8 protein-coding genes are annotated in these 15,508 nt (G+C 65.6%); 3 read left to right on the forward strand and 5 right to left on the reverse strand.

What is annotated here, in order from left to right; translation table 11 throughout:
• Positions 1-83: 83 nt before the first annotated feature.
• The 3 genes from AC1RQK_RS32050 to gdhA form a co-directional block, all read right to left on the reverse strand.
• Positions 84-7,565: a DUF4347 domain-containing protein gene (locus tag AC1RQK_RS32050; protein ID WP_492813410.1), complete on the reverse strand. Its 7,482-nt coding sequence runs from the start codon at positions 7,563-7,565 to the stop codon at positions 84-86.
• Positions 7,566-7,706: 141 nt separating this feature from the next.
• On the reverse strand, positions 7,707-8,546 hold the full coding sequence (locus AC1RQK_RS32055; RefSeq protein ID WP_492387181.1) for a sulfotransferase family protein: 840 nt from the start codon (positions 8,544-8,546) through the stop codon (positions 7,707-7,709).
• 409 nt (positions 8,547-8,955) lie between these two features.
• Positions 8,956-10,299, reverse strand: a complete 1,344-nt coding sequence (gdhA, locus tag AC1RQK_RS32060) for an NADP-specific glutamate dehydrogenase (RefSeq protein ID WP_477134947.1) — start codon at positions 10,297-10,299, stop codon at positions 8,956-8,958.
• Between the two features lie 388 nt (positions 10,300-10,687).
• On the opposite strand from gdhA, the gene AC1RQK_RS32065 reads away from it, so the two are divergent.
• Complete coding sequence (locus AC1RQK_RS32065) at positions 10,688-11,338, forward strand: HugZ family pyridoxamine 5'-phosphate oxidase (protein ID WP_492813413.1); 651 nt, start codon at positions 10,688-10,690, stop codon at positions 11,336-11,338.
• Between the two features lie 17 nt (positions 11,339-11,355).
• On the opposite strand, the gene AC1RQK_RS32070 is transcribed toward AC1RQK_RS32065, so the two are convergent.
• Together AC1RQK_RS32070 and AC1RQK_RS32075 are read right to left on the reverse strand one after the other, a co-directional pair.
• A complete protein-coding gene (locus tag AC1RQK_RS32070; protein ID WP_492813415.1) occupies positions 11,356-12,111 on the reverse strand; it encodes a DeoR/GlpR family DNA-binding transcription regulator in 756 nt (251 codons plus the stop codon).
• Between the two features lie 45 nt (positions 12,112-12,156).
• Positions 12,157-12,804 (reverse strand): IclR family transcriptional regulator, encoded by a 648-nt coding sequence (locus AC1RQK_RS32075; protein WP_492813417.1) that lies wholly within the window; start codon positions 12,802-12,804, stop codon positions 12,157-12,159.
• A gap of 107 nt (positions 12,805-12,911) precedes the next feature.
• On the opposite strand from AC1RQK_RS32075, the gene AC1RQK_RS32080 reads away from it, so the two are divergent.
• Complete coding sequence (locus AC1RQK_RS32080; protein WP_492813419.1) at positions 12,912-13,886, forward strand: Bug family tripartite tricarboxylate transporter substrate binding protein; 975 nt, start codon at positions 12,912-12,914, stop codon at positions 13,884-13,886.
• 36 nt (positions 13,887-13,922) lie between these two features.
• On the forward strand, positions 13,923-14,798 hold the full coding sequence (locus tag AC1RQK_RS32085; protein WP_416050711.1) for a TauD/TfdA dioxygenase family protein: 876 nt from the start codon (positions 13,923-13,925) through the stop codon (positions 14,796-14,798).
• Positions 14,799-15,508: the final 710 nt, after the last annotated feature.

Below are 15,508 nucleotides of genomic sequence, written 5' to 3' on the forward strand. Positions count from 1 at the left end.
GAGAGATAGCGTTCGACAACGGATTTTCCTCTTTCCGGGGTTGCTGCGTTTTATATGGATTCATGGCGTGATTCGCTATCGGCCTAGGCCCGCTCCGGTTGTGCTGGTGCTGGCGCTTGCGGCTGCCGGCTCATTTGCAGGTGGCGCAGCAACGCCGCATTGGCGGCCTGTTGCGCAGGCCGGCCAAACTGATCGAACTGCACCGCCAGCGCCGGCTTGCCGGCTGGCTGCGCCGTGGCGGCTTGCAGGAGGCCGGCCAACGGATCGGCATGGCTGCCGTCGCCCTGTGCGAGCGTGTCGGCGTGCTCCAGGCCCGCACGCGAGTCGGCCGACGCTTTCACGTTCAGGTCCAGGTGGCTGCTGGCGCGATTGCCCTTGCTGTCCCGTGCGGTGACTTCGATCTGGAGTTGCTGGTTCATGCCTTGCGGCGGCTTGCCGGCCAGCGTGCCGGTCACCGGATCGAACTTGAGCCACGGCGGCAGCGGGCGCCCGTTGGCCAGGCGCACTTCCACCGTCACCGTGGCTTCGCGGTCGCTCGCGCGGAACAGGGACGCCGGCAGCGTGATGCTGACCGCCTCGCCCGCCCGTGCCGAGAAACTGCCGATCTCCGGCATGGCTTGCAGGCCAATGCTGCCGGCGCCACCAACGTCGACCAGATTCATGCGCCCTTCCGGCGCCTGCAGCGCATAGCTCAGGCTGCCCGCTGAAAGCGGATCCGCATTGAACGGGTTCCGGCCAACGGCGTCGGCACTGAAGCCGGTGCCGTTGCCGGCCGGGTTGAGCGTCGGCGCGTCGACGCCAGGCGCCGAGTCAAGCGCGGTCAGCGTGATCAGAGGCGCCGACTGGGCTGGCGCCAGCGGTGCCGGCCCCGGCACGGGCGCCGGAGCTGGCGCGGGTTGCGTCGTCAGATGGACCGTCGAGCGCACCTCGTACGGATCGCCGCTCGCGCCTGCAGCGAGCGCATTGCCCGCGCCATCGGCAATGCCCGTGCCGCTTGCATTGAGCGTCAGGCCAATCTGCCCCGAGCCGCCGAGACCGGTGACAAGCACGGTATAGGTCCGCGCATCGACCTGGGTGACGCCGCTGATGACGCCCGTTGCGGAGCCGGTCCGGGTCAGCACGAAGTCGGCCGCATCCACGCCGGTGACGCCTTCGGCGAACGTCACCGTATAGCTCACCGCGCGGCCCGAGGTGGGCGATGCATCCACGCGCGTAATGCCCACAGCCGTGGGCGGCGTGGTGTCCACCGTCACGGCACGCGTATCCGCCACGCCGTGCAGGGACACATCGATCGCATTGCCGGCGCTGTCGCGCATCGTGCCACCGTTGGCCTGCAAGGCGGTCACGGTGATGCCATTGGCGTCGTTCTGGCCAGCCGCAACGATGTAGCGGAAGGTCAGCGCGGTGGTCCCGCTCCCGGACACGTAATCGGCGTAGACCGTCTGGCCACCGACATCGAGCGCCAGGCGCGGCGTGCCCCTGGTGGTATCGATCACCGTGTTCTCGGACAGGCTCACCGTGAAATCAAGCACCTTGCCAGCGTTGTAGTCGCCACCGGCCGGCGCGCTCACGCCGAGCACCACCGGGGCGGTGTGGTCGACCACGTAGCGCTGGCCGGCCAGGCCGCCGGCAATGGCGTTGCCTGCCACATCGGCAATGCCGGTGCCGCTGGCCTTCAGGTCCAGGCCCAGCTGGCCGTCGCCGGTCACGTTGTTCACCACCACGCTATAGGTATGCCCATCGACCTGCATCACCGAGGCGACCTGGCCAGTGGCCGTGCCGGTGCCCGACAAGACGAAATCGCTCACATCCACGCCGGTGACGTTCTCGCTGAAGGTCACCGTGAAGTGGACGACGTTGCCCGCGGTCGGCGTGGGGTCCGCGGCGATGACCGCTACCGCCGACGGCGCCACCGCATCGACCAGTACCCCGGTGGTGGAAGCCACACTGTTCAGCGCGGTCACCGCATCGTTGCCCGCGACATCGCGCACCGTGCCGCCGTGGAGATCCAGCGCGGAGGCAACGGCCACGCCATTGCTGTCGAGCTGGCCGCTCGCCACGGTCAGGCGGAATGTCAGGGCGCTGGTGCCGGAGCCGGACACGTAGCTGGCGTAGACCGTGCCGCCAGTGTCCAGCGTCACGGCGATGCGCGGTGTGCCGCCGGTGGTGTCGACCACCACGGCCTCGCTGTAGTTGACGGTGAAATCGAGGTTCTGGCCAGTAGCATAGGTGCCGTTGGCCGGCACGCTGACGGTGGCCACGGTCGGCGCAATGCCATCGACCACGATGTCATGCTGGCCACCCATCGAATGGGCGCCGCCCACGGCGGGCAGGGTCAGTACCGCGGCATCGCTGCTGCTGTTGGTGATCACGCCGCCGTTCAACGCCAGCGCGGCTGACGATGCCACATCGAGATCGACGCTGCTGTCGCCCGCCTGCACGGTGTAGCGGAACGTGAGCGTATTGGTGCCGGAGCCCGAGATGTAGGTGGCATTGCGGTCCACCGCGCCGGTTTCCAGCAGCAGGGTCGGCGTGCCGCCCGTGGTGTCGACGGTCACCGCCTGGTCGAACGTCACCACCACGCTGACCGTATCGCCAACCTTGTAAGTGCCATTGGCGGTGAGGGCATCGACGTTGGTGACGACGGGATTGATGCTGTTGACGGTGATCGCGATCGTATCGGTAGCCGTCTTGGCGCCGCCGGAACCCGTCAGCCCTTGGTCGTTCGTGGTGATCTGGATGCTGCCTGCGCCGTGATAACCAGGCGTAGGCGTATAGACAAGGCCATTCAGCGCGGCGTTGATGTCCGCCAGTGTCCCCGTGAACGTCATGGTGGCGTCACCCACACCGGAGCCGGTCAGAAAGCTCAGGCCCGACGTGCCGGAGAGCGTGACCACGCCGTGGGCTGCCGTCAGTGTCACTTGTTCGACGCCGCCGCCGGAATCGAGATCGCTGACCGAGATCAGGTTGCCGTTGCCGGCGCTGAATGTCAGCGCGCTGTTCTGATCGACACTCTGGGCCGCTGGAACGGCGTTGACCGGGGTGTCATTGACGGCATCCACGCTGACAAGCTTGGTGGCGGCGGCACTGTCGGTCGTGCCATCGTTGACCGTGAAGCTGATGGTGCGGTTGCTGGCATTCGGCAGGTCCGACGTATCCGTGTACGTGACGGATCGCAGCGCCGCTTGCCACTGTGCCGTCGTGGCGCTCGCGCCGGACGACGTCAAGGTCATCACCCCGGTCCCGAGGTTATAGCTCGCCGTGATATTGCCCATGGTGGCGCCGTCGTTGGTGAACGCCAGCACATCCTCGGCGGCATGGAAATTGCCGGTAATCGACACGGTGGCGCTGGCGAGCGTGGTGTTGTCCAGGTCGCTGAGCGTCAATCCGCTGTCGATGGCAACCGGCGTGCTCGCGACGTTGTTGCCCTCGGTGAACGCGGTGGTGCCACCGCTGGTGGTAGCCACCGGCGTATCGTCGACCGCGGTAACGCTGACCGTCTTGGTGACCGTATTGCTATCGGCCGTGCCGTCGTTGACGGTGAAGCTGATGGTGCGGTTGCTGGTGTTCGGCGTGTCCGAGCTATCGGTGTAGGTGACCGAGCGCAGCGCCGCTTGCCACTGCGCCGTCGTGGCGCTCGCGCCCGACGAGGTCAGGGTCATCACCCCGGTCGCACTGTTGTAGCTCGCCGAGATATTGCCCATGGTGGCGGGGTTGTTGGTGAAGGCCAGCACGTCTTCACCGCCGTGGAAGTTGCCGGTAATGGCAACGGTAGCGCTGGCGAGCGTGGTGTTGTCCACATCGCTGACCGTGAAGCCGCCATCGATGGCAACCGGCGTGCTGGTGACGTTGTTGCCCTCGGTGAACGCGGTGGTGCCGCCGCTGGCCGTTGCAATGGGCGTGTCGTCAACCGCGGTCACGCTGACCGTCTTGGTGACCGTATTGCTATCCGCCGTGCCGTCATTGACGGTGAAGCTGATGGTGCGGCTGCTGGTGTTCGGCGTGTCCGAGGCATCGACGTAGGTCACGGCGCTCAGCGCCGATTGCCATTGAGCAAGCGTGGCGGTCGCACCGGACGAGGTCAGGGTCATCACCCCGGTCGCGCTGTTGTAGCTCGCCGTGATATTGCCGTAGGTGCTCGCGCTGGTATTGATAAACGCCAGTACATCTTCGCCGATGTGGAAGTTGCCGGTAATCGCCACCCTGCCGCTGGCGAGCGTGGTGTTGTCCAGGTCGCTCAGCGTCATGCCGCTATCGATCACAACCGGCGTGCTGGCAACGTTGTTGCCTTCGGTGAACGCGGTGGTACCGCCGGAACCAGTGGCAATGGGCGAGTCGTCGACAGCCGCGACGGTAACGACCTTGGTCGCCGTATTGCCATTGGCCGTGCCGTCATTGACGGTAAAGCTGATGGTGCGGTTGCTGGTATTCGGCAGGTCCGACGTATCCGTGTACGTGACGGATCGTAGCGCCGCTTGCCACTGTGCCGTCGTGGCGCTCGCGCCGGACGACGTCAAGGTCATCACCCCGGTCCCGAGGTTATAGCTCGCCGTGATATTGCCCATGGTGGCGCCGTCGTTGGTGAACGCCAGCACATCCTCGGCGGCATGGAAATTGCCGGTAATCGACACGGTGGCGCTGGCGAGCGTGGTGTTGTCCAGGTCGCTGAGCGTCAATCCGCTGTCGATGGCAACCGGCGTGCTCGCGACGTTGTTGCCCTCGGTGAACGCGGTGGTGCCACCGCTGGTGGTAGCCACCGGCGTATCGTCGACCGCGGCAACGCTGACCGTCTTGGTGACCGTATTGCTATCGGCCGTGCCGTCGTTGACGGTGAAGCTGATGGTGCGGTTGCTGGTGTTCGGCGTGTCCGAGCTATCGGTGTACGTGACCGAGCGCAGCGCCGCTTGCCACTGGGCCGTCGTGGCGGTCGCACCGAACGAGGTCAGGGTCATCACCCCGGTCGCGCTGTTGTAGCTCGCCGAGATATTGCCCATGGTGGCGGGGTTGTTGGTGAAGGCCAGCACGTCTTCACCGCCGTGGAAGTTGCCGGTAATGGCAACGGTAGCGCTGGCGAGCGTGGTGTTGTCCGCATCGCTGACCGTGAAGCCGCCATCGATGGCAACCGGCGTGCTGGTGACGTTGTTGCCCTCGGTGAACGCGGTGGTGCCGCCGCTGGCCGTTGCAATGGGCGAATCGTCGACCGCGGCAACACTGACCGTCTTGGCCGCGGCATTGCTATCGGACGTGCCGTCATTGACGGTAAAGGTGATGGTGCGGTTGCTGGTGTTCGGCGTGTCCGAGCTATCGGTGTACGTGACCGAGCGCAGCGCCGCTTGCCACTGGGCCGTCGTGGCGGTCGCACCGGACGAGGTCAGGGTCATCACCCCGGTCGCGCTGTTGTAGCTCGCCGAGATATTGCCCATGGTGGCGGGGTTGCTGGTAAAGGCCAGCACGTCTTCGCCGCTGTGGAAATTGCCGGTAATCGCCACCTTGCCGCTGGCGAACGTGGTGTTGTCCACATCGCTGAACGTGACGCCGCCATCGACCACCACCGGCGTGCCGGCAACGTTGTTGCCTTCGGTGAATGCGGTCGTGCCGCCGCTCGTGGTGGCGATGGGTGCGGCGTTCGGGATGTAGGTCTTGTCGAGAATACCGCCGGTGTCGTTGTAGATCTTGCCAACGGCCGTTGGGCTGATACCGGTAAGCCCTCCGCCGAGTGCCGGGCCACCCGCCCCGCTTCCGCCCGCGTTGCCGGTTATCGCCGCATAGGCCGAAGCCGTGACGTGCACGGTGCCCTGGTTCCATATGGCGCCCACGCCCAGGCCACCGGCACCGCCGTTTGAGGCGCTCCCGCCCAAGCCGCCCCCGCCGCCACCGCCGCCGCCTGCGCCCAGGTTGTTGCTGATGATCGAGTTGCCAACCACGTTGAGGGTTGCGCCCGTCGCGTTGAAGATGCCGCCCGCCGCGCCGCCACCGGCGGCGCCGGTGGCATCCCAGCCGCTGCCGCCGCCGCCGCCGCCGATCGAGATGGTGCCATTGTTGGCAGTCCCGCCGTTGCCGCCGCTCGAATAGTTTGCAGCGCCGATGCCCCCCGCACCGCCAGTGGTAGCGCCGCCATGGCCTCCCATGTAGCTCGGGTTGTAACCGCCGCCGTTGCCGCCAACGCCGGTATGGCCTGACGTACCGGCATAGACACCTGTTCCGAAGCCAGCCGCGCCCCCCGCTCCACCGCCAACGCCGGACATGCCGCCACCGCCGCCGCCGCCGCCGCCAACAGCGCCGCCGACATAGGGGGCGGCCACACCACCGCCACCGCCGCCACCGGCAGCCGCATTGGCCGTGACGGTGACATCCGTCAGAGTCAGCGTCCCGGCGTTGTAGATGCCACCACCTTTCGCGGCGGTTGCGGCCACCCCGCCGGCCCCGCCCGTCCCAGAAACCAGACCATGCTCGATTACCAGCCCCTCCAGCCCGACGGTTGAGCCGGAGGTGATTTCCAGCACACGGCCGTTGTAGTGCCCATCGAGCGTGACATCGGCAACGCCATCGTGATTGATGTCGCCATCGATGGTGAGGTTCTTGTTGATCACCAGCAGCGAATTGCCCGACGTGATGGTCGACAGGTTGATCGTCATGCTGGTGCTGAAGGTGATGGTGTCACCCGCCTGCGCCGAGGCGATCGCGCTGCGCAAAGTACCGGCACCGGCATCTGCGGTGCTCGTCACGGTGATCAGCGCCAGGTCGTGCGCATAGGCGGATTCCGCGCTGGCCGACAGCACCGAGGTGGCTTCGATCTGGCCGGTGGTGATTTCCAGGTTCCAGTCGCTGCCCGCGCCGGTGCGGTTGTCCGAGGCGGCAATATCGCGGCCCGTCAGCGCCGCCAGCGAGTCGACGAACGACAGGCCGGCCGCGCCTTGCGCGGTACTGCAGGCATAGATCAGGATGTCGCCACCGCTCTGGATGCCGCTGCCGATCCTGGCCAGGCTGCTGGCGTAGTTGCCAACGTTGTCGCCGGACAGGTAGGTATTGCCAAGCCACAGGTCGCCAGCCTCGCCGTGCGCGATGATCTGGACGGACTTGGCGCCAGGGTGGGCCGACAGGTAATCGGCCATCTGGGCCAGGCCGTCCGCGTTGCGGTTCAGGTAGACGATTTCCGTGCCGGGCGCGACACCGGCCAGCAGGCTCGCGCTGTCCTCCACCCGGCTATCCACGAACAGCACGTTGTGCCCGGACGGCGCCGGAGCCGGCGAGGACGGGGCACCGGCTTCGGCCGGCGCGGGAGCATGGCCGGCGGCGTCCGCAGGCTGGGCAGTGGCTGGCGCTGCGGCCGGTGCCACATGGCTATCCGTGGGGTGGCTATCCGCTGCGTGGCTGTCCGCCGGCGCGCCATGGCTATCCGCTGCCGGGTGGGCCGCCGCGGCCGCCGTGGCGACAGCGGCGCCGTCGAACATGATGCGGGGCTCCAGCGCCATGATCAGCGACGAGGAGAGCGGGCTGGACCGCTTTGCGGGCCGGGCCGGGATTGCAACCGCGCCCTCTACCTTCTGCTTCCGGGTCCACCACATATCGCTCTCCTCGCGCATCCGCGCCGGGCACGGCTCAGGAGGCGCGCGGCGGGCTGCAATTTTCTGGTCGGTTTTCTGCAATCGGCCAGCGAGTGCCAGCCCTTGTTCGTCGAACTAAACGCGCCAATCGTGCTAGTTGCGCTATTCGAGCTTTGCGCGGATGACATTGGCCGCGCTTTTGCTGCCGTCCTCCCAGAACGACAGCGCAGCGTACTTCTCGAACAGGTCCGGCGGCAGGATGCTGCGCCGTGCTTGCTTTGCCACCTTGGATTTCACCTGGTGCAAGCCGGACACGCCCAACGCCTGATCGAACTCTGGCGCGTCGTATTGCACGTTATTGAAATCGTGCGCAAACCACGGCTCGCCGATAAAGTCATAAACCAGGCGCATTACCTTGTCGGGCGCCTGGCTGAGCAAGTCGTAGTCGACCAGCAGCAGGGAACCGGCGTTCTCGCCGTAATAGGCTTCCTTGAGCGCGGCCCACGCAAAGCCAACCAGGCGATTGCGCTGCGCCAGGGTATCGACCCGGCTATAGACGGTGCTGCGTTCGGCGTCATCGGAAAACAGCTTGGTGTTTTCATACGGATTGGCGCGATACAAACGCTCAAGGCTGTCCATGACCCAGGCGACATTGCGCACGCAGGCAATCACCTTGGCATTGGGAAACAGATCCTGCAGCGCGGGCATGCGTGCGCACCAGTTGCGATTGGTGTCGAACACCACGCCTTTGCCGGCCTTGTCCGCGTAATAGCTATCGAACAGGCCACGCAGCAGCCGGCGGCGCTGGTCCTGGGCGATCACGGGCCCGAATTCGCTGCCGGCACTGCATTGCGCCAGCACGGCATTGAACAGCGTCCCCACCGGACTCGTCATCCCGGCGTGGAACCGGGGATTCTGCAGCAGTAGCGCGGACAGTAAGGTTGACCCTGACCGGGGTAAGCCTGAGATGAAGTGGAATTGGTTGGAAGACACCCGATTCACCGCTGTTTTTATGTTTTAAGCCGGTAGTCTATGCGATGGACATGGCGCTCGTACATATGACAGACGGGCAAGATTGGGGCCGCCGCAGGGATTTTCAGCGGACTTGTATTACAGAATATTGGCGCGCGGCAAGGCGCTTTCCCGCAAATCGGGCACCCGCGCGGGTCGGAGAATTAACACCCCTCTAACGAGGGGATCTGACACAATCTCCATATCTGCTATCCGGTATTCCCACGCAATCGCCGGAGTGTCGACGGCAAACAACGCCCGACAGCTTCGTGGCCGACAAATGCTTAAAAAAATAGCGGGATGGCGTCGCCGCCCTCCCGCTATGCTGCTATGCCGCCGGCGGCCTGGTCAGAAAACCAAGGTGCCGGCCAACGTGCCTGGGCCCGCTATGAGCCCGCTATCAAACCACGCCCTGCGCCAACATCGCGTCCGCAACCTTCACAAACCCGGCCACGTTCGCACCCTCGACGTAGTTGATGAACCCGTCGGCCTTCTGGCCGTAGTGGATGCAGTTGCCGTGGATGTCCTTCATGATCGCGTGCAGCTTCTCGTCGACCTCGGCATGGTGCCAGGACATGCGCATGGCGTTCTGCGACATTTCCAGCCCCGAGGTGGCGACACCGCCGGCATTGCTGGCCTTGCCCGGCGCGTAGAGGATGCGCGCGGCCAGGAAGCGGTCCACGGCGTCCAGCGTGGAAGGCATGTTGGCGCCTTCGGCCACGCAGAACACGCCGTTGGCCAGCAAGCGTTCGGCGTCATCGCCGTCCAGCTCGTTTTGCGTGGCGCACGGCAGCGCCACGTCCGCCGGCACGTGCCAGGGCGTGCGGCCGGCTTCGAAGTGCAGGTCCTGCTCGGCGGCGAAATCCGCCAGGCGGCCGCGCGCCTCGTTCTTGAAAGCCATCAAGGCCGTCAATTGTTCGCTGTTCATGCCCTTGGGGTAATGCAGCACGCCACCGGAGTCAGAGACCGTGAGCACCTTGGCGCCCAGTTCGATCGCTTTCTCGGCGGCATACTGGGCCACATTGCCCGAGCCGGACAGCAGCACGCGCAGGCCGCTGAAATCGCGCCCCCGGCGGTGCAGCATCTCCTGCGCGAAATACACCGTGCCGTAGCCGGTGGCTTCGGGCCGCATCAGGCTGCCCCCGAAGGCCATGCCCTTGCCGGTGAAGACGCTGGCGGAGCTGTTGGACAGCTTTTTCATCATGCCGGCCATGAAACCGACTTCCCGCGCGCCCACGCCGATGTCGCCGGCGGGCACGTCGGTGTCCGGGCCGAGGTGGCGGTAGAGCTCGGTCATCAGGGCCTGGCAAAAGCGCATCACCTCGCCGTCGGACTTGCCCTTGGGATCGAAGTCCGAGCCGCCCTTGCCGCCGCCCATCGGCAGCGTGGTCAGCGCATTCTTCAGCGTCTGCTCGAAGCCCAGGAACTTCAATACCGAGAGATTGACCGTGGGATGCAGGCGCATGCCGCCCTTGTAGGGGCCGATGGCGGAGCTGTGCTGCACGCGGAAGCCCCGGTTGACCTGCACCTGGCCGCGGTCGTCGGTCCATGCCACGCGGAACTGGATCACGCGCTCGGGTTCCACCAGCCGCTCCAGCAAGGCCTGTTCGCCGTAGCGCGGATGCTGCTCGACGAAGGGCCAGAGCGTCATCATGACTTCCTTCACGGCCTGGAGGAATTCGGGCTGGTCGGGGTCGCGCCGGGCAACGCCGGCCAGGAATGTTTCAAGGGAGGCAGATGTCACAAGTGTCTCTTTGTTTCGATGTGCTGGTGCTTGGCAGAAGACGGCCGCCGCGGATACCTGTCCGGCAGGCGTGCCGAGGGATGCCACGGCGCTGCCCGGATGATCAGGGGCGGCGCAACTGCGGCGAGCCCGGCGGCAATGCGGCAACGGCCGCCGGGTCATGTCAATACATTCAAGATCGGGATTGAATGTATCGCCAAGGGCGAAGCTTAGCATTTGACGTAGGCGGCAAGACAGGCACAACAGCTTTGACCAGCAGACATATAAAGGCCGCCTGCCTGTATTTTTGTGCGATCAGCGGCCACCGAGCGGAGACTGGCGGCCTCGAAGGCGGGCCTGAGCACGCCGTACAATGCTCGGATCGCGCACAGACAAGGGGGCAAAGAACGTGGAAGTCCCGATCGATCAAGTTGTCAGCCTGCTCCACGAAGCGGCCTACGGCACCCTGGCCACGCACGCTTGCGCCCTGCCCGGCTACCCCTACGCCACCGTGGTGCCGTTCGTGACCGACGCGGCCAGCGCGCCCGTGATCTGCGTCAGCACATTGGCCGAGCACACGCGAAACCTCCTTGCCGATGCGAGAGTGAGCCTGTCGGTGCTGCAGCCCGGCGCCGCGGACGTGCAGAACGCCCCGCGCCTGACGCTGGTGGGCGATGCGGCCCGCATCGAGCCGAATGCCGACGAGCTGGCGCGTTACCTGCGCTATGCGCCGGCCACCGAGCCATTGCTGGCGCTGGATTTCCAGTTCTTCCGCATCCGCCCGAGCGCTATACGATTTATCGCCGGCGTCGGCCGGATGGGCTGGATCGGGCAATCGGCGTGGGATGCCTTGCCGCAGGTGCCGCCAGGCATCGAGGCCGGGATCGTGCAAGCGCTGTCTCTCGCCGCGCCGGACGGCGTACGCGTGCTTGGCGTGGATGGCCATGGCATTGACTATGACATCGCGGGGCGCCGCCGCCGCAGGTGCTTTCCCCATGCCCCTATCGCGCTGGACGCGTTGAAAACGACAGCCCTGGCTTTTGCGCCCAGCCTCGGCTGAACCCGCCTTTGCCGCCCTCAGGCGATGCGCAACACCGGCCCGCGCTCCTTGAGCGCAGCGGCCAGCTCGGGCTCAGGCGCCATATCGGAAATCACGTAAGACGCCTTCTCGAAATGCTTCACCAGCACCCCGGCATTACGGCCAAACTTGGTGTGGTCCGCCACCACGCAGGCCACGCTCGCCGCTTGCAGCATGCAGCTGCGCAACTCGGCGGCAGCACGCGAGAAATCGCTCATCTGACCGTCGGCGGTAATGCCGCCGGTGCCGATAAAGGCAAAGTCCGTGTGGTAGCGCGACAGTTGCTCGATGGTGTCCCAGCCGTGGGTGGCGTCCTCGTTGTCCTGCAGCTCGCCACCGAGCATCACCACCCGATTGCCGTTGCGCCGCCCCAGCAGCAGCGCGATGGCGAAGTCATTGGTATAGACCAGCAGGTTGTGATGGCCATGCAGCGCCTGCGCCACGGTGTGGGTGGTAGTGCCGTAGTCGATGATCAGCGAGGCGCCATCGGGCACCAGCTCCGCCGCGCGCATGCCGATGGCGCGCTTGCCCTCGGCATTGACCGCAGCGCGGGTCTGGGTGTCCGGCTCGGCCCGCTCGGGCGTGAGCGCGCCACCGTGCGTGAGAATCAGCAGGCCGCGCGCCGCCAACGCGTTGAGGTCGCGCCGGATGGTCTCGCGCGAGACATCCAGCTCGGTGACCAGCTCGCTGATGGCCAGCGCGCCGCTGGCGGCGAGCTGGTCGAGGATGAATTTTTGCCGCTGTTCAGCCAGCACGTGGACTCCGCTGCGTAGGAAAAACAAAGGTGGATTCTAACCCCGTCATACCGGGGCCAGCCCGATCAGCCGGCTGATATTGGCCGCGGCCTGCTGCAACGCGGGCACGATTTCGGCAGGGATGCGCTCTGGCGTGGCTTCGCCCGCCGAGGTGGAAATGCCCAGCGACAACGTCCGCGAGCCTGCAGCCGGCAGGGGCACGGCAACCGATACCTGGTTGCTCTCCGGGTACGCCAGCACGCTCCATTCGCCGGGCGGCAAGGGCAAGGCCATCGCCAGCGCGCTGCCCGCCGGCAGCACGCTGCCTACCCGGAGGTTCATGACCACCAGCCGGCGCCGCTCGGCCGGCGCCATCGCCCGGCCGATGATGATCACGCCTTCCGGATTGGCCTCGCCAAGGTTGGCCGTGCCGGAGTAGGCGTCAGCCAGTTTCTGCAGCCCCTCCTGCACGGCATCGGTGACGCCCAGGCTTTCCAGCGCGGCAAAGCCGATCTCGAAGATACGCGTGGTGAGACGCCAGCGATTGCCTTCCCGCGCCACATACGCGTCCTCTTCCAGCGTCAGCAAAAACCGCAGTACGGTGGGATGCGGCAGGTCCACCGCGCGCGATAGCTCCGCCAGCGTTGGCCGGCCGTTGTGGCGGAACGCTTGCAGGATCGCTAGACACCGCTGGATCGATCTATTATTCTTCATCCGTTATTTCGTTCACCTAGAGCACGTTTTGTTCATTAAGTGAACATACTAAAGCAGAAAGAAGGCGACGGCAAGCACCGCGCCTCACCCCTTACACAGGAGACAAGATGAAGACCATCGCCCCCGCACTTGCGTCCATCCTCGCCCTGGCGCTGCCGGCCCCGGCCGCGCAGGCCGCCGACGCCTGGCCAGCCAAGCCGATCAAATGGGTCGTGCCCTATCCGCCCGGCGGCTCGACCGACATGCTCGCGCGCATCGTCGGCCAGAAGCTGGGAGAGCGGCTCGGCCAGCCGGTGGTGGTGGAAAACAAGGCGGGTGCCGGCGGCAACGTGGGCACCGACTACGTGGCCAAGCAACCGGCCGATGGCTACACCATCGTGATGGGCAATATCGGCCCCATCGCCATCAACCCTTCGCTGTATCCGGACCTGCCCTACAACCCACTCAAGGACCTGGCCCCGGTGACCATGCTGATGGCGGTGCCTAACCTGCTGGTGGTCAACCCGGCGCTGCCGGTGCATTCGGTGCGCGACCTGATCGACTACGGCAAGCGGCAGCCGGCCCCGCTGGGCTACGCGACGCCGGGCGCCGGCACCTCGCTGCACCTGGCGGGCGAGCTCTTCGCCACCACCTCGGGCGTGAAGATGACCCACATCCCCTACAAGGGCAGCGCGCCGGGCCTGAACGACACCATGGCCGGGCATGTGCCGGTGATGTTCGACAACATGCCCTCCGCGCTGCCGCTGGTGAAGGCGGGCAAGCTGCGGGCGCTGGCCATCACCAGCGCCCAACGCTCCGCGCAGCTGCCCGATGTGCCCACCATGGCGGAAGCCGGCCTGCAGGGCTACGAGATCGCCGGATGGTTCGGCGTGCTGGTGCCGGCGGCCACGCCCAAGGCCATCGTCGCCCGGCTCGACACCGAGCTGGAGGTCGTACTGAAGATGCCCGACGTGCGCAAGAAGCTCGACGAGATGGGCGGCATCGTCTCCGGCGCCGGGCCGCAGGCTTTCGGCCGCTATATCGAAGCGGAATCGCGCAAGTGGAGCACGCTGGTGCGCAGCGCAAGAATCACGGTCCAGTAAAACCAGAACCCATCCACCACCAAGAGGAGACAAGCTATGTCGCAATACCGCCTTATCGATATCCACCCCATTGCCGGCGCGCTCGGCGCGGAAATCCGCGGCGTCGACCTTGCCCGGCCGCTGTCCAATGAGACCTTCGCCGAGATCCGCTCGGCGCTGCACGACAACCTGGTGATCTTCTTTCGCGACCAGGAACTGACGCCCGAGCAGCACAAGGCGTTCAGCGCGCGCTTTGGCGATCTGCTGGAAGTGCCGTTCATCCGCGCGCTGCAAGGGCATCCCGAGATCCTGCCGGTGATGAAAGGCAAGAGCGAACAGACCAAACGCAATTTTGGCGGTCTGTGGCACACCGACATGAGCTACGCGGAAACCCCGCCGCTGGGCTCCGCGCTCTACGCCCGCGTGATCCCGCCCTATGGTGGCGACACCATGTGGACCAATATGTATCGAGCCTACGATGCACTATCGGATGGCATGAAGCAGGTTCTGGACAAGCTGCGTGCCGTGCACAGCCCGGTGCGTTCATACGGCGCCGGCGGCGCGGTCGTCAACAACGGCGATCCCGCGCACAAGATGGATGTACGCACCGACGAGCGCGCCAGCAGCGAGGTCACGCATCCGGTGGTGCGCATCCACCCCGCCACCGGGAAGAAGGCGCTCTATGTCAACAGCACCTACACGCTGCGCTTTGAAGACATGACCGAGGAAGAGAGCGCGCCATTGCTGCAGTTCCTATACAGCCATGCGGTGCGGCCGGAGTTCACTTGCCGGTTCCGGTGGACGCGGGGTGCGTTGGCCGTGTGGGATAACCGGTGTACGCAGCATCTGGCGATGAATGATTATGATGGGTTTGATCGGGAGTTGCATCGGACTACGATTGCTGGGGATCGGGTTTTGCCGGTGGGGGGATGAGGATTGGTTGGTTTTTGGGGCTTTGAGGGCTTTGGGGGGGTGTCGCTACTTTTCGGGGCGGTGTTGGTTTTTGCACCCAAGAGCCATACGACATCCCCCTGCGGGGGCTGCCGGTCACTCTTCTTTGCGTCGGCAAAGAAGACTAACGAGAAGAAAGCCGACCCTGCCGGGCGCAGAGCAATCAGGCTCATGTGGGGCGGTGGTTGCGTCGTACTGCCCGGAGTGTTGGCTGGCCTTTGCCATACCGGCTTTTAGGTCATCGCTACGGCATGACCCAATGGTCACGTGGTGGTGCCCCTGATCGCTTTGTTCTGTGAGCATTCCACCATCTGCCGTTACCGGCGCGCGCCATCACGACACATTGCCCGTCAATGGTTTCGTGGTGCGGCGGGCGCGGTGGTCAAGGGCTTGGGCATATCAATCTGGTGCCACCGCGCCCACGACGGAACCGATGCGCTTGCAACTTCGTGGCCGGCCACTTCGCGAGCGACAGACGGCTTGAAGCAAGTGATGTCTGCTACCGTGGGCCTCACCACGCATCCCGGAAGCTGACAGGGTCGTGGCCAGTCAAACCGGTACCGGCAGATGCCCGCCGGCACTCCGGGCAGTACGACGCAACCACCGCCCCACATGAGCCTGATTGCTCTGCGCCCGGCAGGGTCGGCTTTCTTCTCGTTAGTCTTCTTTGCCGACGCAAAGAAGAGTGACCG

Source organism: Cupriavidus sp. GW822-FHT02D05 (genome assembly GCF_058802485.1).